The sequence below is a fragment of the Lichenihabitans psoromatis genome (assembly GCF_004323635.1).
GTDB classification, from domain to species: Bacteria; Pseudomonadota; Alphaproteobacteria; order Rhizobiales; family Beijerinckiaceae; genus Lichenihabitans; species Lichenihabitans psoromatis.
Genome location: NZ_CP036515.1, coordinates 4443072 through 4469516 on the forward strand (window position 1 = coordinate 4443072; position 26445 = coordinate 4469516).

Genomic DNA, 26445 nt, shown 5'->3' on the forward strand with positions numbered 1-26445 from the left:
GCCGGATCGCGGCTCTTTCCGCGACATGGCGAAACATGACGCTCTCCCAACGGATCATGGCTGAGGGCCTTCTGATTGGCGACCTGATCGGCGCCGTCAGAGGCCCGTTCACGCTTGCGGTGCCGAATGGGTTCTGCGTCGCCGTGACCGGACCGTCCGGCATCGGAAAAAGCCTCCTGCTCAGGATGATTGCGGATCTCGATCCCAACACCGGCATCGTGACGCTGGATAGGGTAAACCGGGCCACGATGTCCGCACCCGCGTGGCGGCGCAAGGTGACCTATGTGGCAGCGGAATCCGGGTGGTGGGAGGATCGCGTCGGCGACCATATGGCCGACTTGTCGGCCGCCAAGCAGGCCTTTCCGGCGTTTGGTCTCGACGCTGCGCTGGTCGATGCGCCCGTCGCGCGTCTCTCGACCGGCGAGCGTCAGCGCGCCGCTCTCGTCAGGGCCGTGATCCAGAATCCCGCAATGCTGCTGCTCGACGAACCGACCTCCGCGCTGGACCCGGCCTCGACGCTGCTGGTCGAGGCCGAGTTGCTGCGGTTGAAACAGGCCGGAATCGGGTTGCTGCTCGTGTCGCACAATGCCGAACAGGCGCACCGCCTCGCCGATCGGCACCTCGTCATGAGCCGCGACGGCCTCGCGGCGCTCGCGCCATGACGCCGATCTCGCTCACCCCGCTCGATCTCGCGATCGCATCGCTCTTGGTGCTGGCCAGCGCCGGTTTATCGATGCTCCTCACCCTCGGCGTGCATCGCCCCTTGCTGATCGCCTCCACCCGCATGGTCGTGCAATTGGTCCTGGTCGGTTTCGTGCTGCGACAGATCTTTGCGATCTCGTCGGGGTGGCTGACGGCGCTGGCGGTCGGGGTCATGTTGGCGGCCGCGAGCCGCGAAGTCGGCGCCCGATCGCCCCGGCGCCTGAGCGGGCTCTGGCATTATGCGGTCGGCACCGCGTCGGTCGTGATCGCAACCGTGACGGTCGCGGTCATCGCGCTCACGACGGCGCTTCGGCCGACGCCCTGGTACGACGCCCACCACGTGATCCCGCTCGTCGGCATCATCGTCGGCAATGTCATGAATGCCGCGAGCCTCGCGCTCAATTCGGTTTTCTCGACCGTGACGCGCGAGAGAGCCGCGATCGAAGCCCGATTGGCGCTCGGGGCGACGCGGGCGCAAGCCTTCGAGACCATCGTTCGGCAAGCCGTGCTGGCCGGCATCATCCCGACCATCAACCAGATGGCAGCCGCCGGCATCATCACCCTACCGGGGATCATGACCGGCCAGGTCCTGGCCGGCATGGACCCGCTCGAGGCCGCCAAATACCAGATCCTGCTGATGTTCGTTTTGGCAGGTGGCGGCTTTCTTGGGAGCCTGATCGCGGTCGAGGTTGCGGTCCGTCGCCTGAGCGACAAGCGACAACGCCTGCGGCTCGACCGACTTGACTCTAAGATCGAGGCTCGCGTTGCAAGCCGCGACGCCCGCACCAAGAAAAAAGGCTCAGAATAGGCCATTTTGTCGCGGATGACGTTGCGGCAGACTGGCCCTCAAGCTATCAGCTTGCATAGCGGAACGGTCAAGTTCACGCTTGCTTGCTGTCGAGGTCGTTTGGTCGCCATCGCGTTCATCTCGTACGAGATTTACCCAACGACCCCCGGCGGCGTCGGCGCGTTTGTGACCGCGACCACCCGCATGTTGCTGCGGAACGGGCATGACGTCGCGCTGATCCTGGATCTCTCGACCGCCGAGTTTCGGGCCTGGACGCAGTCACATAGCAAGCGCGTGATCGACGGCTCCGGCACGTTGCAGAGTTACCAAGCCGACGATCTCTGCGCCGACATCGAGCTCGCCCGCGAGAATTTTCCCTCCGAGGCGCATTGGAAGAGCTATCGGTTCGCTTGGTGCCTGAAGAAGGTGCACCTCAAGCAGCATCTCGATTTTGCTGAGTTCATCGACTACTGCGGCGCCGCCTATTACAGTCTGATCGAGCGCGCCCATCATCCGGACGCTTTTCCGGGCCGGATCGCGATCCGGCTTCACAACACGATCGAAGTGATCGCCCGCCGAACCGAATCCTCCTTCGAGGATTTCCGGCTCGCCGATTTTGCGCTCGAACGCGCGGCGCTTGCCATGGTCGATGTGGTTCTGTCATCCGGACAGGCCTATTTCGACGAGGAAATCGCGACCCTCTACACCATCGATCGGCGCCGTCTGCACCTCTCGCCATTGGTCTGCGAGGTTCGCGAGCCGGTCGTCCGGCGCGAGCAGGCACGCGACGTCCTCTTCGTCGGGCGCCTGTCGACCTTTAAGGGGCTCGATCGCTTCCTGCATGCAGCGGTTGCGATTTTGTCGGACGCTGCGGTGAGCGACACGGTCGGTGACTTCATCGTCATCGGCCCGTCGGAAACGGTCTCGTCGGGGCAGAGCGAGGCGGCTCTGCTGGCCATTGCGGCAGGTCATCTCGGCGAGCGGATCAAGATTCTCGGACGTCTCGGTCACGACCAGATCCGGCGCCATTATGAAACAGCATCCTGTGCGGTCTTCGCCAACCGGATGGAAAGCTTCTGCTATGCGGCGCACGAAGCGCATCTCGCCGGTGTCCCCCTCGTTCTCACAGAGATCCCAACCTTCCGGGATTTTTTCGTCGACGCAGAAACCGCGCTGCTTGTGGATGGATCGGTGTCCTCGCTCGTCCGCGCCATCCTGCGCCTCGCGACCGATCGTGAGCTCAACCACAGGCTCTCGATAAGCCGCGCCGCGACGGTGACGCGCTATACGCAGGATCACTACCCCCGTCACACGGCCATCGCGCCGTTCGAGCCTGCATTGTCTCAGACCGGCGAAACCTGCAGCGATCTTTCGGTCGTGGTGGTGCACGAAACCGCCAAGGACACCGACGCGACCGCCGCCGATATCGCTGCTCTGTTGGCGGCGCTGCCCGGCGTCCATGCGGTTCAACTCAGGCCTGGCGAAACCGGATCGCGGGTGCCGATCTTCGGCGACTTCTATGCGCTGTCGGACCGAGACGGCGCCGGCCTCGTCGTGCAGACCGTGGCGCTGCGGAGCCATGTGGTCTTCGTCTATCCAAACCGCCTGCCGGACGCAGCATTCCTGCGCGCCGCCCTCGGCATCCTGACGGCAATGCCGATCGTCGGTGCGGTTTGCCCGGCCCGCACCGACAGCGACGGAACAGTCAAAGCCGCTCGTCTTCCCATCGCGCTTGAGGCAGCCGAAGGCGAGAGTGTCGCACTGATCGGCGCGGTCTTCCGCACGGGCAGACCAGCCTGCCTTGTTGATCTTGTGACCGATCCCGGCCCCACCAGCGAACTCGCGATCCTCTGGTCGATCCAGGCCAAGGGCTCTCTCGTGGTCGATTGGCCGGCAACGCGCGTCTCGAGGGCCCTGCACCCAGAGCGACTGTTCCAACCGGCGGACTGGCAGAGCTTTCTACGCCGTCACGCTTGGACCTCCGACACGGTCGCGGCCGCGGCCCAAATGAGCACCACCAAGGCTCTGGCCGCCATGGTCCGAACATTGACCCCCGCCGAGGTCGCATCGATGCGGATCAGCGCCGCCTTGCAGCAGTCGCTCGACCATGCGGACTGGCTTTACGTGCTCCCAAACCTCGCGAGCCCGTCGACCGCTGCGGCGCGTCCAGCCGATGACGCGAAGCGGGGTTACACGACCTTGGTCCAAATCTTTCCTGGCTCATCCGCCGCCACCGTGCCTTGGCGCGACTGCACCTTCGAGGGACCCTGGGAAGATGTGATATCGCTCGATCACCCGGCGGGCTTGCGTCGCTCCAAAGCCGGATCCTGCCTCATTCACGGCTTCGCGCGCGGACGGCTAATGGTCCTGGTCGGGCCGGATCAGGACCAAGCGGTGTTGGTCCAACATGGTCGTGCCGTGTTGGTGGACTTCCGCCGATCGCATTATCACGACGTGCTTCTCGACATCGAGGCGCTGCTGTCACTCGACACCCATCGGCTGGTTCACGCTATCGACGTCCTGAACCCGCCTCGGTCGACATCTGATCCGACGCAGGACCGCAGCGAGGGCGCTCTGGCGGTCGTGGTTCTGGCAGGCGACGCACGGTTGCCCCTCGCCCGAGCGCTGGCGCGCGCCCTCGGCGTTGCCCGACCGCTCGTGACGGTGGAGCCCGACGTCAATCCTGATCGTGCCGCCCGCGCGCTCGTCGAACAGGCTTCCGTCGCCGGAATTCAAACCTATGTGCTGGTCGACGGCCCCGATACGCGGCACCTCGTTGGCAAGATTTTGAACGCGGCGCCGCGCCTCTCCTGCATCCTGCTCGCGACCAGTGGCATCGGATGGCAACACGATGGGTACAGCGGCTTCAAGGCTCTTGCCCAATTTAAGCAGAGCTTCGGCACGCGGCTGACGATCCGGATCGCCAGCGATGGTTTAAGTGGTCTCTTCCAGGCGAGGGGGATCGCGGTCGACGAGATCGCACTCCCGCCGCTGACGCCGCAGCCCGCGTGGCCGGTGTCGGTTGGCCCGATCGATCTCGTGATCGGGGCCGGCAGTGGCGAAGTCCCGTCACTCGGCCATGTCGCGGCCGCGCTGATGGTGCTGCACCCCGACACTCTTGCCCGGATCGGCGACATTTTGCTTCCCGGCCAGGACGCTCAACTCGGCATCGTCCTGCGGCGCTTCGGGCTGGGGCACCGCCTGCAGCGTTACGACGGCCTCGGGGCTGCGATCCGGTCGCGGCAAGATCGCCGTTTTATCTATCTGGCGCCCTTCCCCGACAGCATCCTCGATGGCTTCGCCTATCTGGCGCTGGAGACAGGCGGCCTTGTCCTGGTGGGAGCCGACGCGGTCGACCTCGATGGCTTTCCGCGGCGTGAGGCTCTCCAAATCGTCTATTGGGAGCAGGCGGACGAGTTGGCTGGCCGGCTCACCACGCTGGTCGACGGCTATACCGATGTCAGGACCGCCATGGCGGAGTGGGTGTGGCCAGGACAGGTCTCGACGGCTATGCCGACGCGCGAGGCATCCGTCTCGTGATCCTCCTCCATCATCGTTCGGTTGCATCATGAAGACATGGCTTGCAAGGCTGCTGCGCGGACCGCCTCCCTCGCGGCTGACAGCCAATCGGGAGGCCGATCCGGTGACGGCGCCACTCGCCATGCCCGCGGCGAGGCCAGACCTGCTGGTCATCCAAGCTCTCGGACAGCGGCATCCGAGCGGCCGTGGCGGCGAGGTCATTCTGGTCAATCTGCTGGCCCGCGACGCCGAATGGCCGATCGCGCTCGACACCATTCCGCTGACCGATGGCGGCGAACGGGTGACCGACGTGCTGGTGGGCACGCATGAGCAAGTTGGGGCCGGGATCAAAATCGGGCCAAACGAGAGCCTGGCTTTGACGCTTCGGGAGGGCGGCAGCATTCGTCTGCTGACGCATCCCTGGTCTGGAGCGGTGCGGCTCATTTGGCAGGGGCGAGAGCAAGAGATCGATCTTTACGCAGCCAAGACCGCCACGATCGACATCGACCTGCCCGGCCCAGCCGATGCCGCCACGACCACGATCCTGCGACCCGACCCGAAGGTCGCCCAAGCGGCACTCGAGGCGACGCTTGAAGGCCTCGGCTCTGCATTGCGCCTGACTCTGGAGCGTCTATCGGCTGCAGGGTCGGCACACAGCCGGGTCGTCGCCGTGTCGACGCCGCGCTGGCGGGGCGTGACGGCCGCCACGACTGCGCTTTTTCAAGCGACATTCCCCATGCCGTATGGGATCGAGGGACATCCCGATGACCTCACGGACCAGGATATCGAAACTTACGCCCGTGTTCTGGCGGCCTTGCCGATCGATCAGATCGTCATCTCGGGTGGCGACCGATTTTTTCTGAAATTGATCGATGCGGTCGAAGCCATCAATCCGCGGATCACCTTCACGCTGCTATGGCATTCGAGTTACCTGCAGATGGGCGAACCCCATGATCTGGCGCTGCTCACGCTTTGGCTCGATGCGGCGCGGGACCGACGTATCCGCCGCATCGGCGTCGTCAAACGCGGCATGGAGGCCTTTTTTCAGCGGTTCGGGATCGAGGCCGTCTTCGTCCAGAATGCCGTGCCATTCACGACATCAGACGTCGTTCCGACCCGCAACACGCAACGCGTCGGCCTATGGCTGTCGGGGTCGTCGGAATACCGGAAGGTCCCCTACAACACGCTTTGCGCGTTGAGCCTGATCGACGGGATCGAGCTGACGGGCTCGGGTTTTGATCCACGCGCCATGATGCTGGCACGCGAGTTGCGCCTGAGGGCGCCCGAGATCAGCCCGACGCCGCTGCCCCATGTCATGATGCTGAGACACATGCGGCGAACCGCCTTGACGCTTTACGTTACGGTGTCGGAATGCATGCCGATGGTACCGCTCGAGAGCATCGCGGCGGGGGTTCCGTGCCTGATCGGGCCGAGTTGCCACCTTTTCGCCGACGATCCGGTCCTGCGGGAGCTCTATGTGGTCGAGCGGCCCGGCTCACCGGATCACATTGCCGGACGCATCCGCGACGCGCTCAAAGCGTGGCCGGCGAGCTTCGAACCTCTCATGCGCTACATGGCCGATTATAATCGGACATCGGTCGAGACGGTCGATCGTCTGATCGCGTGATTCTGCCGGCAAAACAAACGCTTGATGAGGATGACCGTAGCGCCGCGATCGTGGCTTCAATTTAGCCACGATCTTGCCAAGCTCAGGCTTATGACGTAGGGAAAATGAAGTAGACATCGGGTTAGAAATTTATCTTTTTTACCTGACGTAGGGTAATTTTTTGATCGGCCTAGTTCGCTGATCGACCTCGATCTTGGAACTGTTGGCTTCGAGACATGAAAGTCCGTCAAACCGAGCACATCGGCGTCCATCTGACCTGCCGACCGAGATCGACGTTCACGATGGTGGACCCGGGATGAGTTTGCTCTTCGCCCTTCACAGCAAGATCGGTTGGGTGCCGGATACACGTGCGCTACGGATCAAGGCTGATGCGGCGCAGGCCTCCGGCAATCTGCGACATGCCGTTCGTCGCTATCGTAAACTGGTCCAGCATGGCGACCGGTCGTCGCGCTTCCCCCTGGGCATCTGCCTGCAGCAGTTGCGCGCCTATCGACAGGCGATGATCGAATTCGAAACCGTGCTGATCGACCATCCCTCACATGTGGATTGCATCGAACGGATCGCCTTCTGTGCGGAAAAGCTCGGCGATCGCGACAAAGCCACCGCACTGTATCGCGAGGCGAGCGCTCGCTCCGCCGACCACCGGCGTCGTCTCTCGTCGGCACTGACCCGTGTCGACCACGATTATCGGAAGCTTGTGGCCGATGCGGATCGCTTGCGAGACGGCGGCCATTTCGAGGCCGCCGCCGAACGCTATTCGTTCGCGCTGCGCCGCAACCCCTACGACATCGACATCCTCATTCAATATGGCCATACCGCGAAAGAGTCGCATTGGCTGTTCGAGGCCCTGAACGCCTATCGGATGGCCGCAGAGCTCGACGTGGACCGAACCACCGACGTCGCGCTGCATCTCGCCGATCTCGAACGCCGCCTGGTCGGGCGGCGCACCGCGAAGAGTGAAGCCATGCCGCCCGAACTGGCGGCTCCCCTGTCGCGCGAGCGCATCGCGGCGATCATGAAATTGACGCTCGGGGCCAAACCGCAGACCGACTTCGCCTTGCGGCAACATTTCTCCGGGAGTCTGAATGCCGGCGAACTCCTGCTGAATGTGGTCCGTTCCCCGGACTTTCGCGACCGAAACGCGGGTCTGATTTCGCATTATAAAAAGCGTTTCGCACCGGCCGAAGACTGACGATGCGTTTTTCGATCGTCGTCTCCACGCTCAATCGCGTGCGATCACTCGCCCAAACGCTGCTGAGCTTGAGGGATCTCGACTATCCGGATTTCGAGGTCATCGTCGTGAATGGGCCCTCGGCCGATGGAACGGACGATCTTCTCGCCGCGATGCGAGATCGGGTCACGATCGGGCGTTGCACGGTGCAGAACCTCAGTGTCTCGCGCAATATCGGCCTATCGCTCTGTCGCGGTGACGCTGTCGCATTCCTCGACGACGATGCGGTGCCCCGCCCCGATTGGCTGACCCGATTGGCCCCCCATTATGCCGACGCGCGTCTTGGCGGGGTCGGCGGTTTCACGCTCGATAATTCCGGTCGCGTCTTTCAGGCGCGCGGGATCGTCTGCGACCGCTATGGCGATGCCCATCGTCTGCCCGACGGAATGACCGTGCCGGGGCTCGGACCCGACACGTGGTTCTTTCCGAGCCTGCTTGGCACCAATTCGAGCTTCCGGCTCGCGGCGCTGCGCGACATCGACGGCTTCGACGAGAATTACGCCTATTTCCTCGACGAGACGGATGTCTGCGCCCGGCTGCACGATCGAGGCTATCGCATCGTCTACGAGCCCGACGCGATCGTTTTTCATCAATTCGCCTCGAGCGCCGTGCGAACCGCCGCTCGTCTCCCGAAATCGCTGGCCGCGACGACCCGCAGCAAGGCGTATTTCTGCATGCGTCATGCCGGGAGCCGAGGCGGAGCCGACCCGTCGCGTTATCTTGCGGATTACGCAGCGCAACTCGATGCCGACCATCACGGCCTGGTGACCGATGGGCGCATTTCCGCCGCCCATGCCGAGACACTGCATCAGGAGATCACCGCCAGCATTGCAGATGGCCGCCGTGCCGCCATGCAGCGCCCGCTGACCCGCTCGATCGCGTCACCGGCCTCTGAGTTCATGCCATTCCCTTTCGAGTTTAGGACCGGCGGCGGCCTCGTGGTGCTGGTCAGCCAGAACCTACCCCCGGCCGATACGGCGGGGATCGCCCGCTACACGCATGAGCTTGCGGCCGGGCTCGTGTCGCGCGGGCGTCGGGTCAAGATCATCACGCGGGGGCAGAACGGACATACGATCCGTTTCGACGATGGCGTCTGGGTTCACGAGATCGATGGTTTCGACGACACGCTCGATACCGCCTTTCTGTCCAGCGACGGAGCCTTGCCGCCCAACATCGCGCGGCACGCGGCCCGGGTGGCTCGCGAAGTCGCGCTGATCCAAGCGACGGAAGCGATCGCGTTCGTCTCATGGCCGATCTGGGATCTCGAAGGCGTCGCGGCTGACGAACGGCTGACCGTGCGGACGGTGCTGACGCTGCACACGACTTATCGCCTGGCGCGTCAGCACAAACCCGAATGGGCGGCACGTCACCTCTTCTCGATGAGCGTGGTGGATCCCGTCGTGGCGGCCGAACGTCGACTGCTCGCGTCCCATCCGCTCATCATCGCCAATAGCGCGGCGATCATCCGCGATATCGAGACCGACTATGACATGGTCATTCAGGATCGATCCGCCATCGTTCCGCATGGGCTTGATCCGGCTTTTCTCGAGCAGAGGCGACGGGCGGCCCCGCCAAACGTGACCCGCGTGCTGTTCGTCGGCCGCCGTGAGCCGCGGAAAGGGTTCGACTTTGGTCTCCGGGTTGCCGAACAGGTGACCCGAGACGAGAAAGCCATCCAGTTTCACTTTGTCGGCGCCTCGACCGATGATGACGCGCTCGATCGCCGTGCCCGACCCTACCGGTTCGAGAGATCGGCCGCCTCGCGCTGGTCGCGCCCCATCGAAGTCGCCGACTACATCGCCGACGATGCTTTATGGCAGGCCTACCGCGACGCCGATCTCGTCATCGTGCCGAGCCGCTACGAATCGTTCGGGCTGGTTGCGGTCGAGGCCCTCAGCGTCGGCACACCCGTCTTGGCGGCGGCCAGCGGCGGTTTGGTCGAGATCGTCATCGACGGGGTTTGCGGTTTCTTACGGCCGGCGGATGCGATCGAGGACTGGACCGACACGATCCTGGCGTTCCACGCTCTCGAGGCGGCCGATCGAAACACGATGCGAGAAAGCGCCCTCGCGCGGCATCAGGCCCGTTTCACGCGCGCCCACATGGTCGACGCCTTTCTCCGGACAGCCGAGGTAGTAGAATGACGCTCGATGGCGCCTTGCTGGCCGAGGTCTATGAGCTGTTCGGCATTCTCGATCAGTTCGAGGGCGAGGATCTCGACGCCCGCGCGAAGCTTTACGGCGCGTCTGACGAACTGTTGATGGACGTCATGCTGCGCGCCAATCTCAAAATGCGGTTCCCTGAGCTGCACGAGGCGTTGCTCAAGGATGCGTCGTTTTACGAGGCTGATCAGGTGGGAATCGGCCGGTACCGGGTCGCCAATGCGATCGAGGCGATCGATCGACAGATCGAAGCCTTGCAGATCGATTTCGTCCGCGTGGCGGCACAGTTGCACGATCTCGAAACCGGCGTCTCGTCTTTGACCGAGCGACGGCGGTTGCTTGGCCTCATCAAGAAAGACTAGAGCGACAGCGACATCCGAGGTTGCTACGGGCCGTAAAAGACGAGGCCCGACATCACCTTACGTCATCTTGACGAGGTGTCCGGCATGGCGGAAACACGATCCGTGATCCGCCGCGATGCCGTCGCGACGCATCGCTCCGATCTGAGAGCCGGCCTCGTCCATGACCATCGGGCTCATCGGATTTATCACGCTCTTGCTCGGCCTCTTGGCCTTGGCACGGGGGCCGGCCCTGGCCATGATGATCTTCGCGCCGCTGACCCTGCTCGGATCGGCCGCCGCGATGCTGCTCGGGGGGGCCGGCTCCATCCAGCCAGCGCATCTCTTCCTCGGCTTCGTGACGTTAATCCTCGCATCCCGCCGTTCATTCTGGACCGCAACGCTCCGATCGCTGACCTTCCCGAACGACGGATTCTGGCTGCTCGTCACCGTTTCATATGGCGTATTCGGTGCCATTTTCTTTCCGCGCGTGCTGGCCGGCATCACCTCGGTCAATGCAATCGGGGTGACGGATTACGGTCCATCGCTGCTACGGGTGCCGCTCGGTCCGTCCTCCGGCAACATCACGCAATCGATCTATCTCGTGGCGGATCTGATGTGCTTTCTCCTCGCGCGATCGTTCGCCGGCACGCCGCTCGGCTTTTCGACCCTGACCAAGGCGATGCTGCTTTATTGCACCATGAACATCGCTTTCGCTCTGATCGATGTCGCAACCTTCTGGACCAACACGGGCTTCTTGCTCGATTTTATTCGGAACGCCGACTACCAACTCCATATCGAAACGGTCGTGACGGGCCTCAAGCGCATCGTCGGGTCGTTCACCGAAACCTCGTCCTTCGCTTATGCGTCGCTCGGTTGTCTTGGCTTTGCGGCGGAGCTCTGGCTGGCGGGAATCTGGCCGCGACGCAGCTTGGCCCTGAGTGCGATGTCGCTCGTCCTGCTGCTCTTCTCGACATCGAGCACGGCCTATGCGGCGACACCGCTCGTTCTGGCGTGGCTTTATGGCTCGTCGCTGCTTCGCGCCGCACGCGATCGGGTGACGCCGGCCACCTATGGCTTTCTGGCCTTCACGCCCCTGGCCGTCCTTGTCGTCGTCGCCGTCATCGTCCTCAATCCGGTCGCCGACCAGACAATGCGCGACTTTCTGACCGTCATGCTGTTCGACAAGGGCTCGAGCCAATCGGGGATCGAGCGCGGGCAATGGAACGAGACGGCGCTCCAGAACGCCATTGACACGTTCGGCTTAGGCGGCGGCCTGGGAAGCATCCGCGCCTCGAGTTTCCCTATCGCACTTCTGTCCAATCTCGGTATCCCGGGAACCATTGCGTTCACATTATTTCTCGCCAGCATTTTTCTCAGGCGCGCGAGTAGGCCGATCGATGACGATGCCGGACCAGTGCAACGCGCTGCCCGAACGGCCTGCGTCGGGCTGTTGATCGGCGCGACCGTTTCGGGTGCCCTGGTCGACCTTGGTATGCCGTTCTTTCTCTTCGCCGCACTGGCAAGCGCGGAGCCTCGTCACCGAGGACGTGTGACAGTCAGAGGCAATGAGGGCGTGCCATTGCGGCAAAGCTCGATCGCGTTGGTCCGATCCTAGCCTGCCGATATTGCATCGCACCATTCTGAATGGAACGGTGTGATAGGCGGGTTGTCCGGGTCCCAACGTATCAAAATCACACTCAAAACCGCGTTCGTCTAATAAAATTGAGCTATGCAGCAAGCTATGCGATTTCTGGGGGTGCGCTCAGAATTAAGGCAGGTGCCGAGCATTTCATCACCAAAATCGGACGTTAGGATCGTAGTGCCATGCGCCTTACGCACGCCTTACCTCTTAATCGATCTTCACGATGGCATGATCGACACGCTGATCTGTGATGCAGCAATGGATGTTGCGATGCACAAAGACGGCCATTAGTTTGAGGGTCAAGGCCGGTGACGTTCACTCGATTGAGCGTCACCTAACAAGACCGAAGGACCAAACTCATGCTCAAGACCATCGTGGCTACCGTTCAGAAGCAGATCTCGGATCGTCGTCGCTATCTCCGCGCCATCGCCGAAATCGATCAGATGTCCCAGCGCGATCTCTCCGACATCCGCGCCGATCCGGCCGAGATGCGTCAGCAAGTCTGGCACGACATCTACGGCTGAGCCGAACAACCACTGCGACTTTCGGGCGCGGGACTTTCAAAGTCCCGTGCCGAAAAAGACCGAACCGACAAGCGCTCGGTCAAAAAATTCGACCCGTCTTTTCGCAACTCTTAGAGCATCGCGACGGGAGATTGCGCGGTGCCGATGGCTTGAAGAGACGCTGCCACACGTAACACGTGATCTTCGCGCCATGGCGCACCGATAATCTGGACGCCGATCGGGAGCGTCTCGCCCTCGGTCCAGATGGGGACGGTCACGACCGGCAAGCCGATGAACGAGATGGGCTGCGTGTAAAGGCCGAGATTGGCTCTCACGCCCATCATCTGACCTCCCACCGTCATCATTGTTTGCCCCAAGCTCGGCGCCCGGCACGGTGTTGCTGGTGCCAAGAGGATGTCGGTGGTCTGGAAGACGCATGCGAGCTGGTCGGCGAACCATCGTCGAAATCTCTGCGCTTCCATGATCCAAGCGGCCGGTAGCATCGCGCCCGCCAAAAGACGGTCGCGCGTCGCGGGGTCGAAATCGCCGGCGCGCGTTCTCAGCCGCTCGAGATGCAAGGCTCCCCCCTCGCTGGCACTGATCAGGTAAGCCGCAGCCCGCGCTCGATGTGCCTCGGGCAATTCAATTGTTCCCGTCACGTTCAAAGCGGCCGCACAGCGCGCGACGGCCGCGAAGGCTTCGGGTTCACCGCCTTGCGCGAAAAACCCACCCGCGACGGCGATCCGGAGGCGGTCGGCTCCCTTTGACAAGGCTCCACGCACCGGCTCGCTCGATCGTTCGGCGCAAACCGGGTCGTCGGGATCGGCGCCCTGCATGGCGTCATAGGCCAGTGCGAGATCCGCCGCCGAGCGAGCCAAGGGGCCGACGTGATCGAAGCTCGTCACGAACGGGAACGTGCCAGCGCGTGAAAGACGCCCGTAGGTCGGCTTCAGTCCGAACAAGCCACAGAGCGACGCCGGAACGCGGATGGACCCGTTGGTGTCAGACCCGAGTGCCAACGGCACCAAGCCGCCCGCGACCGCGCTGGCCGACCCGCCCGACGAGCCGCCGGACATGCGCGACAGATCATGGGGGTTTCTGGAAGGTCCGTCGTGGATGTTCTCGCCAGTGAAGTCATAGGCATATTCGCCCATGTTGAGCGCGCCGACGCAGATCGCGCCGGCCTGTTCCAGTCGCCTGACCAAAGTGGCGTCCCGCGTCGCGGGCGCGTCGTCCCGGTTGATGAGCGAGCCGGCCCGCGTCACGAGACCCTCGAGATCGAACAGGTTTTTGACCGCGAACGGCACACCGGCCAATGGTCCGAGTTCGCGTCCGTTGCGCCGCGCGTCATCGACGGCGCTAGCCCTCGCCAGGGCGCGATCAGCCATGACGGTTGTGAAAGCACCGACGTGTGGGTCGACTAACGCGATGCGGGCCAGAGAGGCTTCGACGATCTCGCGCGCCGACATTTCGCCACTCGCAACCGCGCGGGCCAACGTGGCGGCATCCTGCTCGAAGAAATGTCTCACGGTCGGAAGACCGGTGCGGGCTCGTCCCGATCGTCGAGCGGAGCATCCCGAAGCAGGACCGCGAAGCGGATCGCGATCCCGAGATTGGTGACGATGCCGGGCCGATATTCGGGCTCGATCTCGAGGTCGAGAAGCGCCGCCATGGCGTCGATCAACGTATCCAGCTCAGGGGTTTGCTGCGGCATTCAGACCTCTTCATTCGTCGGCGCTCTCGACGCCACGATCTTCAAGCCAAGCCAAGCGCGACGCAACCCGCGCGGCGATGTCTTTCGCGCGATCGGCGCGCTATAGCGACGCCATGATGATCAATGATCCCGACACCATCGCCGAAGTCGAAGCCGCCTTTGCGGACTATGAGCGCGCCTTGACCGGCAACGATGTCGTGGTTCTCGATCGGCTGTTCTGGCAAGACGCGCGGACGATCCGCTATGGCGCGGGCGAGAACCTCTATGGTTTCCGCGAGATCGAGGCCTTTCGAGCGTCGCGCCCAGCCACCGGGCTCGACCGCACACTGGCGCGAACCACGATCACCAGCTTCGGCCGCGACGCAGCGACAGCCTGCACGCTTTTCACCCGGGCCAACGCACCGGGCCGGGTCGGCCGCCAAACCCAAACCTGGGTCCGCATGCCGGATGGTTGGCGGATCGTGGCGGCTCATGTCAGCATCATACCGACACCCTAAGCCGCGATGCCGGCAAACCCCGGCCTTCCACGACTCAGCGTTCGACGAAGGCCTTTTCGACCACGAACTGGCCGGGCTCGCCGTGATTACCCTCGATGAAGCCCTTGTCGAGCAGATGGGCCTTGATGTCCTGCAGCATATGCGGGCCACCGCAGATCATCACACGGTCATGCTCGGCTTCGAGCGGCGGCAATCCAAGATCGGAATAAAGCTGACCCGATTCCATCAAGGCCGTGATGCGGCCGTTGTGGCGGAACGGCTCCCGCGTCACGGTCGGGTAATAGACCAGCTTCTCGCGGATGAGCTCGCCGATGAGTTCATCATGGGGAAGGATCTCGGCAATATCATCGCGATAGGCCAATTCGGACACTTGTCGCGTGCCATGCACGAGAATGATCTTCTCGAAACGATCGTAGGTCTCCGGATCCTTGATGACGCTCAGGAACGGCGCAAGGCCTGTCCCGGTCGACAGAAGATAAAGATTGCGACCCGACATGAGATTGTCGATCACGAGCGTGCCGGTCGCTTTACGGCCGACGATCACCTGATCCCCGACTTTCAAATGCTGCAGCCGCGAGGTCAGCGGCCCTTCAGGCACCTTGATCGACAGGAACTCGAGCTCGCTCTCGTAGTTGGCACTGGCGACGCTATAGGCCCGCAGCAGAGGCTTCCCATCCACCTTGATGCCGATCATCGTAAACTCGCCGTTCCGAAATCGAAACGAGGGATCCCGGGTGATTTTGAAGCTGAACAACCGGTCGGTCCAATGGCGGACGTCGACGACGGTTTCTTCGAAGAGGTTGCTCACATCATCTCCGTTCGAGGAGCGCCCGGTCGGTCTCGACAAAGGACGCCAGTGGGTCACTTGACTTGCGCGACGCCGTCAATGCCCCTTGTTGTGCATTGCACTCAAAGCATCGTTACGGGTGGAACTCAAGTCACGGCTCCATTTACGCGCGCAATATTCATTGGTACACAAACAAATAAGCGCGGAGTGACATGTCGCAAGCGTGGCGGGGGCCGGTGCTTCCGAAGCCGCTGCCCTGACCAAGCCCTGCCTTCAGAAGGATCAGATCCATGGCGCATGACGCAACCGCTCCTGGCCCCTCGGGGAAACTCGTAGTCCGCAACATCGGCCTTCTGCTCAGCGGCGATCTCACGCATCCCATTCTCGATGCCGACACGATCGTGGCGGTCGATGGCCGTATTACCGCGGTTGGCCACGCCAAGGATCTCGACTGCGACCAGGCCACCACCATCATCGACGCGCATGGCTGCGCCGTCTCGCCTGGGCTGATCGACAGCCACGTTCACCCCGTAGCCGGGGACTGGACCCCCCGCCAAAGCCAGCTGAACTGGATCGACTCGACCCTGCATGGCGGCGTGACGACGATGATCTCAGCCGGTGAGGTCCATACGCCGGGCCGCCCGAAGGACATCGTCGGCCTCAAGGCCATGGCGATCTTCGCGCAGCGCGCCTTCACCAACTTCCGGCCGGGCGGCATGAAGATCCATGCCGGAGCGCCGGTGATCGAGCCCGGCATGGTCGAGCAGGATTTCAAGGATTTGGCCGACGCGGGCGTGCGGCTGCTCGGCGAAGTCGGGCTCGGCGGCGTGAAGGATGGCGCGACGGCGCGCCAGATGGTGGGCTGGGCGCGAAAATACGGGATTCAATCGACCATCCATACCGGCGGCCCATCCATTCCGGGATCGGGTCTGATCGATTCGGCGGTGGTGCTCGAGGCCGATACGGACGTGGTCGGTCACATCAATGGCGGCCATACCGCTCTGCCGGACCGCGAGATCCGCTGCATTTGCGAGGGCTGCAAGCGCGGCCTCGAGATCGTGCATAACGGCAATGAGCGTGCGGCTCTCTACGCGATGCGGACCGCGCGGGAGATCGGTCAAATCGAGCGCGTGATCTTGGGGACGGATGGCCCCGCTGGATCGGGCGTTCAGCCGCTCGGCATTCTCCGGATGGTGTCGATGCTGTCGTCTCTGGGCGACGTCCCGGCCGAGGTGGCGTTCTGCTTTGCGACCGGCAATACAGCGCGGATGCGCTCGCTCGATTGCGGCATCATCGAAGTCGGCCGGGCCGCGGATTTCACCTTCATGGACCGGCCACAGCATGGCGCCGGATCGACGCTGCTGGAAGCCGTGCAACTCGGCGACCTGCCGGGAGTCGGTATGGTGGTAATCGATGGTCTGGTCCGCACCGGCCGCAGCCGCAACACGCCACCTGCCGTCAACATACCCGAGGTCGTTGCCCGGTAAAGCGCTCCGGGCAGCGCTCGACGCCTCGTCTCGTCGGAGACTACCGCAGGCGCGACAGCAGCGCCTTCAGCATGTCGCGCTCACGCTGCTCGAGAGGCGCCAACGTCTCTTCGGTGATACGATTAGCCTGCGGCATCAGCCGCTCGACCAGCGCGCGGCCGTCCTGAGTGAGCGTGACCAGCCGTCGCCGGCCATCGTCCGGGGCGGCCCGCGTATCGGTGAGACCACGCTTTGACAGGCGATCGACCACGCCCTTGATGGTCGCCGCATCCATGACGGTCAAACGCCCAAGCAGGTTTTGCGACAAGGGCCCGACTTCATACAGCTTGGAGAGAGCGGCCCATTGGGTCGACGTCACCTCGGCCTGAACGCCGGCCGCGAAGATGGCTGCGTGTCGCTGTGCGACCTGCCGGAGGATGAAACCGATCTGATCATCGAGCAGGTAAGCCGCTGGCTTTTGCGTCACGAGGGTGGGACCGACACCATCGCTCATCGCTTCACCATCCGCCGCGCGCCTCGTTTGTCCCAAACCGATTGACCGGCTCCAGGCTACCACATCGAGAGGTCGGCGTTGGAGGTTTTCGGATGGCTTCGAACTCGTCGATCGTGCCGTCCGGCATGACCCCGCAAGCCCTGTCTGACCGTATCGCTCTGCGGGTCCGCAGCGCTTCGGACGTGGCGGCCGCCATTAGCGGTCCGACATCGACCGCGCATCGTCGCGCGTCCGGGGCCAAGCGGCTGGTCCCCACAAGGCCGCGTGAGTGTCGACCCAGCGCCCGCGGATATGGCTATCCAAGATGGCGAGCACGATCGCCATCATCGAGACCGCGAGAAGAATGCAAAGCCAATCCGGTGAGCCGGCGAGATCGGCACCCAGGATGATTGTGATCTGTGCAAGAACGAGCAGGCCCCATCCTATGGTTTTGTGCCAAGTCTCGAACAACCGTCGGCGCAACGACATGTCGTAGTGGTCGCCACGCCATGTCGATGCAATAGCCGCTTCTGCGCCGCTGTCGGTCGGGCCACCCTTTGTCCCGCGCAACAAGGGGGACAGAACCTGAAGCCAAGCGAAAACCATGACCACGAGGCCGCAAACGCCGTGGACCGTTCCAACATGGCCACCAACGTCTCTGAGGATCACGAGAACCGCGACGGTTGCCAGCGTAGCGCCCACATATTGCAAAGCGCGGTGGCAATTCCACCAGAAGGGGTGATCGACCACGTCCGGGAAGGGTTGAGCCGGCATGACCTTGAAATAGCGAGCCACAAGACCGCCGAGCGGCAGGAGGCACCCCCACGACACGATCATCAACGCGGCATGGACAGCCATGATCGGAGGCAAAACATCTGCACGCCACATGATGACAGCGGCCGACAAGGTCGCGACGATGTTGATGGCGACCAGCACGAGGCAGGGCGACACAGTCTTTTGACTTGAACTGAGCTGTGACCGCGTCGGCTGTTTCATTGAAGGCTCCCCTACCCCGCCCTTCGTTGGCTCGATCGCTGCGACCCGTTGAACCGCGCCACGCTGGACGACCGGATCGACCACTGACGGTGTCGACGAGATCATTCTGCCCCGAGGTTATTGCCTCAAAGGATAGCTCGATCTCGCTTCGGAGCAACGATGAGCGGCAGGGTCAGGCGCGTGATTTCCGCGCGGCATGATCTCTCGGCGCGGCCGACCTCTCGAGGATGGCCGACAGGCTTGGCCGTCGTGCCTCAGGACCTCCGGATGGTCTCCGATCTCACCGTCGAGGAGGAACTCGCGGTCGGGCGGCGACAGTCACGCACCGGGGTGCCGGTTTGTCAGCGGTCAAGCGAATGTCCGACGTCGGTCGTCGGCACGGTCCGTGCGCGGCAACGGCACGTCGCGATACAGTGTCGTCAGCTGCCGGAGAAACGGCGCTTCAGTCTTCCAGCGCGTTCCCTCGACCGGGTCGGCACCCGCCAGCATCGTGTCCGTGGCTGCGCGCGAGAGATCAACGACGAAGCGGATGCGCTCGGCCCGCCGCTCTTCGACCCGCGCGGGCACATCGGCCAAGCCACCCTTCCGCGCGAGCGCCAGCCTGATCTCATCCACCGCCACGCAGGCATCCTCGCAGGCCTGGGTCGCGCCCTGGCCGAGGGTCGGCACCATCGGGTGCGCGGCGTCGCCCGTCAGCAGGATGCCGGCTTTCCTGCCGTAGGTCACGCTGCCTTCCTGAAGGCGAGCCCAATGAAGACGATCCGCGTGGCGGGTTATCGCCTCGATCAGATATCCAGCCTCCCGCGACGGCGGCCCATCGGGCGGCATGTAAGCCGCGCTTAAGAAGTCGGGCTGCTTCATCGCCTCGGGGATCGCCCCTTCGGCCGGTATCGGGAAGGACCCGGCGCAATAGATGAAATCGCCCGGGACGCGGAAAGCCAGTAGACGATTCGGGCCGTTGAACCACTGGCCATAGTCGTCGATCGGACAATCGGGGCCAGCCGGAAACAACACGCGGTAGAGGCAGACATTGAGAAACGCCGGCGTGTCGGGGCCACCCAGCACAAACTGCCGGATCGCCGAATAGCGACCGTCGCCCGCGATCAGCAAGTCGATATCGTCGATGCGTCCCTCGGCTCCCGTTTCGCGGCTGCGCCAAGTCACGAACGTCGTCAGGCCGGGGCCGCCCTGACCGCATCCCGTCAACTCGGTGTTATAGGCGATCTGGCCGTCGAGCGGGCTGCGGAGCAGCGCGTAAAGCTCGGCCCAACGGATGCGGACGCCGGCATTATCGGCCACATCCATGAGCCGCAAATCCATCAACGGCCGGCCCGATGTTAGCGCGATCGTCCACTTGGACCATGGTAAACTGTTGCCCACGATCGCCTCGGCTTCGCGCGGCAGGTGGAGGCGCAGACATTTGATCGCATTTGGGCCGATGTTGAGGCCGGTGCCTGCTTCGCCCTGCTCATGCTCGCCGACCCGCTCAAGACAGATGACCTCGCAATCCGTTCGGTTGCGAAGACCGGATGCGATCAGGCTTCCGGCGATGCCGGCCCCCGCGATGACGATGCGCGGCTTCTTCATGACGATCGACACATGCGGTTCCAGATGGGTGAGGCTCAAACCTCGGGTTCGGATTGCACACGATCATGGGACACCGCGCTGGACAAGGGCCAGCAACCGACCGAACCGGCCGGCCTCAAGTCGTTGCATAAGTTTTCATCGCTCCGATCCGCGCCTCACGAGTATTCGTCACGTCTTTACAGAAGAGACTTGCGCGTTTTGCCGACGAGGCCGATCCATCAATGCTTCACACAGGCGCATTTGAACAAAAGACGCACTGAGGTGAGTAAATTTCAGGCTTGATGACGATAACCCGATCGCGCAACCTGCCATGAGATCGTCATGTTTCCCAATGTCGGAGCTCTTTGTGCAGAACAAAAGGGCCCTCCTCGATCTCGTGCCCGATCCCCGTGCCGCCATTGTCCTTCCGAACGTCGACGAATGCTTTCACACAACGGAGTTATGTCATGAGCATCGGATCTATCTACCTGCTCGTCGTGCTAATCGGCGTCGCCTTGGCGGCCATCGCCTATTTCAGCAATCGCGGCACGGGCAAATTCTTCGTCAGTTTTACGCTGATCGAAATCGTGATCATGGCGGTTATCGGTGTCATCAACGGCGTACTTGGCACGCCGAATGCGATGTTGGGTCGGCTCTTCATGACCTTCTCCGGAGCTTACGGGTTCCTCGCTTTTGCGGCGATTTGCGGTGGCTTCTACATCTCGGGACCGCTCTGCGGCTACATCATCAGAAAGCCAGGGGCCGCGACGCTCGCCGAAACCATGAACGGCGTCGCACAGGTGCTGTCGGGCAACCCCAATGGCATCATGGTGTTGGCCGCAGGCTTCCTCCAGGGCTTCATGTCGGACCTCGGCTTCGCTTTCTACGGCTATCGCCGCTGGACGCTTTCTGTGCTGGCCCTGTCCGGCGCGCTTGCACCCCTTCTGCAGCAAATCCCGGAGGTCTATTTCTTCGGCGTCGGCGATATGGGCATTAGCTACAACCTTCTGGCGCTGATCATCCGCATGGGGAGTGGCGCGCTCTACGCGATCATTTTGGTGAAGCCCATCGCCATCGCGCTCCTGAAAGCCGGCGTCTTACGCGGCACCCAACTCGCAGCCGACGAGCGGCCGCTCGCGACGACCCAGCAGAAGCTCGCCTGAGCCTCGCCCGATGACCCTCGCAGCCGTCGCTGATCCGGCCAGCACCTTGCAATCGACGTCGGCTGTCGCGGTCGACCTTCGCTCCATCTCGTATATTTACGAAGGTGAGACAGAAGCCGTCCTCAACGACGTGACGCTGGAGGTTCGGGACGGCGAGTTCCTGCTGATTCTGGGTCCTAGCGGCTGCGGCAAAAGTACGTTGCTGCAGCTGCTCAACGGCACGATCCCCCATACCCTGAAGGGAACGTTGACCGGGGAGGCCACGGTTTGCGGCAAACCACTCGCGTCGACGAAGGTCGCATCCTTCGCGACCGATGTTGGCATGGTGTTCCAGGATCCCGACTCGCAGATCATCTGCACACGGGTGCGCGACGAAGTCTGCTTCGGCCTCGAAAACCTGTGCCGGCCGGCGGCCGAGATCATGCAGTGCCAAGCCGACGCTCTGCATGTCGTCGGCCTCAACGGCTTCGGCGATCGCTCGGTCTTCGACCTGTCCGGCGGTCAGAAGCAGCGCGTCAGCATCGCGGCGGTGCTTGCGGTGCGGCCGCGACTTCTCGTTCTCGACGAGCCGACCGCGAACCTCGACCCAGCCGGAATGGCCGACGTCTTCGGTTTGCTCCACGATCTCTCCAAGGCCGGCACCACCATCGTGATGGTGGAGCACCGCGTCGACGAATTGGCCGATCGCGTCTCACGCGTCGTCATGATGGATCGTGGCCGCGTGACGTTCGACGGCTCTCCGCGAGCGGCGTTTTCACGTCCACGCGCGGCCCTCTTCGAAGAGGGACAGGCCGTTCCGGTGAGCGCCTGGTTTCCACAAGCCTCGGAATTCGCCCTCGCGTTGAGCGCCGCCTGCGCGGTTCCTCTCTCGCCGGACGACATGCCGCTCGACGTCGCCGAGGCCGTCGCGCTGGGCAGCCGATTTGTCGGCAGCGCGCCGGTGAGACCGCCTGAACCCTCAGCCGGAAGCGGGAAGCCGGGCGACAAGCCGCTGCTCAGCGTCCGACATCTGTCGTTCGGCTACGACCGGGCCGCGCCCATCCTCGACGACGTGTCGCTCGATCTTGGACGCGGCCATCTCGTGGCGCTGTGCGGCCGCAACGGCTCAGGCAAAACCACGCTGGCGCGGCTCATCATGGGCATCAACGACGCGCCAAAACAGTCGATCCTGCTCAACGGCAAAGACATCAGCGCGCTTGGCCCGAAAGAGATCTCGGCCGAGGTCGGCTATGTTTTTCAGAACCCCGACCACCAATTCGTGACCGACCGCGTCTGGGACGAGATCGCCTACGGCCTCACGGTGCGCGGCATGTCGGATGTGGCGATTCGCGAGCGTGTCGACGAGGTGCTCGGCATTGTCGACCTCGCCCGCTATGCCGAGCGCTCGCCCTTCAGTCTCAGTCTTGGCGAACGTCGGCGGCTCAGTGTCGCCACCATGCTGGTGCTCGAGCCTCACCTGCTGATTCTCGACGAACCCACCATCGGCCAAGATCACGAACGCGCGCAACTGCTCATGGGGTTGATGGTTCGGCTCCGCGAGCGCTACAACACGACCGTTCTCATGATCACGCATGACGTCCGGCTCGTCGCCGAATGGGCCGATCGTGCGCTCGTCCTCAGCGGGGGGCGCTTGCTCTTCGACGGCACCCCCGATGCCATGTTCGCCGATGACGCGCTGCTCCGTGCGGGCGGTTTGCTGACACCGCCCATCTTCGACATCAGCCGCAGGATCGCGGCCGCCCATCCGGACGGACCGGTACGCCCCACGCTGTCGGTGCCAGCGCTGGTCTCAGCCATTACATTGTCGAGACGGGTGATGGCATGATGCGCTCGGGCGTCTTCCAATTCAGGTCTGGAACATCGTTTTTTCACCGGCTCGATCCGCTGACGAAACTGGCCTGGCTCGTCGGCATCTCGCTGCTGGCCTTCGGTGCCTATATCGCCTGGGTCCAGATTGTCATCACGGCGGTGGTGCTCTTCACGGCGCTGGTGCTGGCGCGGTTATCACCGGTCGAGATCTGGCGCGGCACATGGCTCTTCGTCTTTGCCTGTTCGAGTTTTCTGGTCATCCAGACGCTCACGCTGCCGGGAACCCACGTCGCGTTCAGGATCGCCGGGCATCCCATCTATGCCGAAAGCTTCGATTACGCGCTCGCATCCGCGCTGCGGATCTACACCATCATCCTGTCGTCGCTCGTCTTCGTACGAACCACCGACCCGCGCGAACTGGCCATCGCGCTCGTGACGCAGATGAAGGTGCCCTATCGGATCGCCTACGCGTTTTTCATCGCGCTCCGGATCATCCCCACGCTCGAGGACGAGATCAAAACCATCCGGGCCGCACAATCGGTGCGCGGCGTCGCACGACAGGGTGGGATCGCGGGCCGCATCCGCGAGATGAAGCGCTACGCGATGCCGCTGCTGGTCGGCAGCCTGCGCAAAGCCTCGATGATGGTTATGTCGATGGAGGCGCGCGCCTTCGGCGCCTTTCCGCAGCGGACCTTCGTGGACGCGCCCCAGATGACCTGGGCCGGCATGACGGTCTGCGCCATCATGCTGATCGCCGTGCTGGGTTGGTATCTGGCCTTGGGCCTTGGTTACGTTCACACGATGTATGTGCTCGCACCGGCCTAGGATGTCGTGTCATCCAGCGATAAGGGGGGGAACGCCCAGGCGGGTGCGTGAGCGGCCTCGAATGAAGCGCCGAAGGACAGCAGGCCTGCGTCACTGCCGAAACGGCTCACGACCTGGCCGCCAATCGGCAAGCCGGATCTCGAAAAGCCCAGCGGCATCGCGAGTCCGGGGTTGCCCGCGAGATTGACCCAGCCGGTGTAGATAGCATGACCGCGCGGGCCGACCGGTTGTCCGTCGATCATCGGCGGGAAGGCGTCGGCCGCCGGCCAGGGCAGCGCCGCAGCACTCGGCGTCAGCACGAGATCGTAGCGCGTGAACAGGTCGGCGCTCCGGCGACGGAGAGCCATGACGACCTCCATGGCGTCGACATAATCGGCAGCCGACAGCCTTTCACCCTCCTGCGCCATCGCCTGAATCGTCGGTCCGCCCTTCAGGCGCAGCCGCTGGCCTGCTGCCCGAAAAGCACGCGCGACGCCCGCTCGACCGATCACGCGCCAAGCCTCGTCGACGGCGAGGCGGTCGAAAAACACACCGCCTTGCTCGACGACATGCCCCATGCCGGTCAACGCTGCCGCGGCCGTATCGGTGGCGGCTTCGATCTCGGGGTCGAGCGGCGCGTCGTCGAAGCGTGGCACGTAGAGGATCCGAAGCCGCGTCGGATCAGCCGCAAGCGGAACAGACACGAGCGCGGAGCGCGGATCGCGCACATCGGGCCCAGCCAGGACCGCATCGAGCAGCATTGCATCGGTTACCGAACGGGTCAGCGTTCCGACAACCTCGCAGTCGGCGACCGTCTCCAGGAACCCGTCCCCGCGCGCCACATGGCCGATCGACGGCTTGAACCCGACGAGTCCCGTATGCGAGGCGGGCCGGCGGATCGATCCACCGGCATCGGTTCCGATGGCGGCGGACACCAAGCCGGCCGCGACGCTGGCGGCGGCGCCGCCGCTCGATCCGCCCGGCGTCAGAGCGGGATCCCAGGGATTGCCCGTGGTGCCGAACAGCGTGTTGGACGTGTAACCCTCGAGCGTCAGTTCCGGCACGTTGGTCTTACCGACGATCACGACGCCGGCGCGGCGCAGCCGCTCGACCGGGATCTCGTCATGGTCGGGCACATGGTCGGCATAGGCGTGGCTGCCCCAGGTGGCGCGGAGGCCGCCGACCAAGAGATTGTCTTTGATGGTCATCGGAATGCCGTCGAGGCTGGAAAGAGGTGTCCCAGCCTTCCACCGCGCCGCGCTGTTCTGCGCTGCGGCTCGCGCCCCGGCCGCGTCGAGCGTCACGATGCTGTTCAGAAGCGGATCGATCCGGGCGATCCGTTCGAGGCAGACGTCGAGCACCGCGACGGGATCGAGGCGACCTGTGCGAAACCCCGTCGCAAGATCAGCCACGCCCAACTGCCACATGTCCGTCATCGTCAATTCTCCGTCAGACCCGCACAATGGCGGCGATCGGCGCTGCACCCGGCGCGCATTGATGTTCGGTGCCGCCGGATACAAAAATAGCGGGGTCGCCCGTGATGCTGGCGATGACGGCGCCAAGCGCCGCGCGGGCATGGCGCTCGTAGTTGATGTCGGCATCCGACAGCATGGTGTTGCGTCGGCCCCGGATCGAGCCGGTCGGGCTCGCCTCCGCCTTGGCAAAGACGGCGGCGATACGCGTCGCATCGTCTCGCGAGGGATTGCAGGAAAAGTCGAGCCCCGCATCGAGGAGGGCCGCCCTGACCCCATCGGCGTCGATGGCGTCGGCCAGCACGGCATGCCCGATGCGGAAGCCCCCCGAGGCTTTCGGCGAATTGCCGAACAGCAGCACCTCGCAAGCCTTCAGCTCGCCGCCCGCCGAGGTCGACGCGACCGACGAGAAGAGATCGAAACGCGTCGCGATCATGGCATCCGTCAGCTCTGCGGCTGCGATCTCGCCAAGCCCGAGCGCTACGCCGAGCGCAGTCGCGCCCCGCGCATAGGGCTTCGAGCCGTTCGGATCACGCGTCACGAGCGTTTTCCCGCGCTTGTCGGCGTCGGCAATGCTGCCCGGGGTCAGCAACGGTCCTTTGACCTGGACGTAATGGACGTCGGCTGGCTTTTCGATACCGGCCGCGACGAGGCAGCGCCGTACGGCGGCCGCGACCTCCTCGACCTGCGCCATGGTGCCGACTTCCTCGGGCAGGATGTCGCGCGTGACCTCAATGCCGAGTGCCAGTCGCCCCTCGGCCTCACCGACACCGTTCCCGGGTTTCCGTGTGAACACGGTGGCGTGCGGCGACAGCACGCCTTCGCATCCGCCCGACCATACAAACGCGATGCGTGTTCCGACCTCCTCGGGCGAGCAGCCGAGATGGCGGGCCAGCAGCAGTTGGTACGACAGCGTCGCAAACCCGCGCGTGAAATCGTTGGCGCCGCCGTTCCCCTCCGTCTTGCCGATCAGGGCCACGATCGAACGAGGGTCGATCGTCCCTGCCGCGATGAGCCGCTCGAGCTCCGACACGTCGCTCGGTGCGTTCATGGCGACTTTATAAACGCCAATATCCATTCTGTTTCTCGCTCAGTGAAATGTCGGCGATTTTTGCGCCGAGCATGTCTCGTTAGGGTCGCCCAAAGCTCACCATCGACGAGCAA

At 63.6% G+C, this 26445-nt stretch carries 22 protein-coding genes; 14 read left to right on the forward strand and 8 right to left on the reverse strand.

Going from position 1 to position 26445, the window contains the following annotated elements:
• The first annotated feature begins 35 nt into the window (after window positions 1-35).
• The 9 genes from EY713_RS20745 (at window position 36) to EY713_RS22895 (ending at window position 12535) form a co-directional block, all read left to right on the forward strand.
• Complete coding sequence (locus EY713_RS20745) at window positions 36-662, forward strand: ABC transporter ATP-binding protein (RefSeq protein ID WP_245572818.1); 627 nt, start codon at window positions 36-38, stop codon at window positions 660-662.
• Window positions 659-1510: an ABC transporter permease gene (locus EY713_RS20750; protein ID WP_131118776.1), complete on the forward strand. Its 852-nt coding sequence runs from the start codon at window positions 659-661 to the stop codon at window positions 1508-1510. Before EY713_RS20745 ends, EY713_RS20750 begins: the two co-directional genes overlap by 4 nt.
• Before the next feature lie 99 nt (window positions 1511-1609).
• Complete coding sequence (locus tag EY713_RS20755; protein WP_165491211.1) at window positions 1610-5029, forward strand: glycosyltransferase family 4 protein; 3420 nt, start codon at window positions 1610-1612, stop codon at window positions 5027-5029.
• Between the two features lie 28 nt (window positions 5030-5057).
• Window positions 5058-6635, forward strand: coding sequence for a glycosyltransferase family protein (locus EY713_RS20760; RefSeq protein WP_131118780.1), 1578 nt, complete (start codon window positions 5058-5060; stop codon window positions 6633-6635).
• Window positions 6636-6930: 295 nt separating this feature from the next.
• Window positions 6931-7827, forward strand: coding sequence for a tetratricopeptide repeat protein (locus EY713_RS20765; RefSeq protein ID WP_131118782.1), 897 nt, complete (start codon window positions 6931-6933; stop codon window positions 7825-7827).
• Window positions 7828-7829: 2 nt separating this feature from the next.
• A complete protein-coding gene (locus EY713_RS20770; protein ID WP_131118784.1) occupies window positions 7830-10010 on the forward strand; it encodes a glycosyltransferase in 2181 nt (726 codons plus the stop codon).
• Complete coding sequence (locus EY713_RS20775; protein ID WP_131118786.1) at window positions 10007-10390, forward strand: hypothetical protein; 384 nt, start codon at window positions 10007-10009, stop codon at window positions 10388-10390. Before EY713_RS20770 ends, EY713_RS20775 begins: the two co-directional genes overlap by 4 nt.
• A gap of 160 nt (window positions 10391-10550) precedes the next feature.
• Window positions 10551-11984, forward strand: a complete 1434-nt coding sequence (locus EY713_RS20780; RefSeq protein ID WP_131118788.1) for a hypothetical protein — start codon at window positions 10551-10553, stop codon at window positions 11982-11984.
• A 386-nt stretch (window positions 11985-12370) separates the two neighbouring features.
• On the forward strand, window positions 12371-12535 hold the full coding sequence (locus EY713_RS22895) for a hypothetical protein (protein WP_165491212.1): 165 nt from the start codon (window positions 12371-12373) through the stop codon (window positions 12533-12535).
• 110 nt (window positions 12536-12645) lie between these two features.
• Here the strand turns inward: EY713_RS22895 and EY713_RS20785 are convergent, their stop codons facing one another.
• Window positions 12646-13983 (reverse strand): AtzE family amidohydrolase, encoded by a 1338-nt coding sequence (locus tag EY713_RS20785; protein ID WP_131120034.1) that lies wholly within the window; start codon window positions 13981-13983, stop codon window positions 12646-12648.
• Between the two features lie 56 nt (window positions 13984-14039).
• Entirely contained in the window at window positions 14040-14228 is a 189-nt protein-coding gene (locus tag EY713_RS20790) for a DUF4089 domain-containing protein (protein WP_131118790.1), read from the reverse strand.
• 113 nt (window positions 14229-14341) lie between these two features.
• On the opposite strand from EY713_RS20790, the gene hpxZ reads away from it, so the two are divergent.
• Window positions 14342-14725, forward strand: coding sequence for an oxalurate catabolism protein HpxZ (hpxZ, locus tag EY713_RS20795; protein ID WP_131118793.1), 384 nt, complete (start codon window positions 14342-14344; stop codon window positions 14723-14725).
• A gap of 34 nt (window positions 14726-14759) precedes the next feature.
• On the opposite strand, the gene EY713_RS20800 is transcribed toward hpxZ, so the two are convergent.
• Window positions 14760-15533, reverse strand: coding sequence for a ferredoxin--NADP reductase (locus EY713_RS20800; RefSeq protein WP_131118795.1), 774 nt, complete (start codon window positions 15531-15533; stop codon window positions 14760-14762).
• 269 nt (window positions 15534-15802) lie between these two features.
• Between EY713_RS20800 and EY713_RS20805 the strand changes: the two genes are divergently transcribed.
• Window positions 15803-16999: an amidohydrolase family protein gene (locus tag EY713_RS20805; protein ID WP_131118797.1), complete on the forward strand. Its 1197-nt coding sequence runs from the start codon at window positions 15803-15805 to the stop codon at window positions 16997-16999.
• Window positions 17000-17039: 40 nt separating this feature from the next.
• On the opposite strand, the gene EY713_RS20810 is transcribed toward EY713_RS20805, so the two are convergent.
• From EY713_RS20810 to EY713_RS20820, 3 genes are all read right to left on the reverse strand, one after another.
• Entirely contained in the window at window positions 17040-17492 is a 453-nt protein-coding gene (locus EY713_RS20810; protein ID WP_131118799.1) for a MarR family winged helix-turn-helix transcriptional regulator, read from the reverse strand.
• Window positions 17493-17687: 195 nt separating this feature from the next.
• The gene (locus tag EY713_RS20815; RefSeq protein WP_131118801.1) at window positions 17688-18467 is read right to left on the reverse strand and encodes a cytochrome b561 domain-containing protein; all 780 of its coding nucleotides are present in this window, start codon (window positions 18465-18467) and stop codon (window positions 17688-17690) included.
• A gap of 348 nt (window positions 18468-18815) precedes the next feature.
• Complete coding sequence (locus tag EY713_RS20820; RefSeq protein ID WP_131118803.1) at window positions 18816-20093, reverse strand: FAD-dependent oxidoreductase; 1278 nt, start codon at window positions 20091-20093, stop codon at window positions 18816-18818.
• A 407-nt stretch (window positions 20094-20500) separates the two neighbouring features.
• On the opposite strand from EY713_RS20820, the gene EY713_RS20825 reads away from it, so the two are divergent.
• Genes EY713_RS20825 through EY713_RS20835 form a run of 3 tightly spaced genes read left to right on the forward strand, consistent with a single transcriptional unit; the run spans window position 20501 to window position 23830 of the window.
• Window positions 20501-21196: an ECF transporter S component gene (locus tag EY713_RS20825; protein WP_131118805.1), complete on the forward strand. Its 696-nt coding sequence runs from the start codon at window positions 20501-20503 to the stop codon at window positions 21194-21196.
• Window positions 21197-21206: 10 nt separating this feature from the next.
• Window positions 21207-23021 carry an ABC transporter ATP-binding protein gene (locus tag EY713_RS20830; protein ID WP_131118807.1) on the forward strand — a complete coding sequence of 605 codons (1815 nt, stop codon included), beginning with the start codon at window positions 21207-21209 and terminating at the stop codon, window positions 23019-23021.
• On the forward strand, window positions 23018-23830 hold the full coding sequence (locus EY713_RS20835; RefSeq protein ID WP_131118809.1) for an energy-coupling factor transporter transmembrane component T family protein: 813 nt from the start codon (window positions 23018-23020) through the stop codon (window positions 23828-23830). The genes EY713_RS20830 and EY713_RS20835 overlap by 4 nt, the downstream gene beginning before the upstream one ends.
• On the opposite strand, the gene EY713_RS20840 is transcribed toward EY713_RS20835, so the two are convergent.
• Together EY713_RS20840 and atzD are read right to left on the reverse strand one after the other, a co-directional pair.
• Window positions 23827-25245: an amidase gene (locus EY713_RS20840; protein ID WP_131118811.1), complete on the reverse strand. Its 1419-nt coding sequence runs from the start codon at window positions 25243-25245 to the stop codon at window positions 23827-23829. The two genes, EY713_RS20835 and EY713_RS20840, sit on opposite strands and share 4 nt — an antisense overlap.
• A gap of 13 nt (window positions 25246-25258) precedes the next feature.
• Entirely contained in the window at window positions 25259-26359 is a 1101-nt protein-coding gene (atzD, locus tag EY713_RS20845) for a cyanuric acid amidohydrolase (RefSeq protein WP_131118813.1), read from the reverse strand.
• Between the last annotated feature and the right edge of the window lie 86 nt (window positions 26360-26445).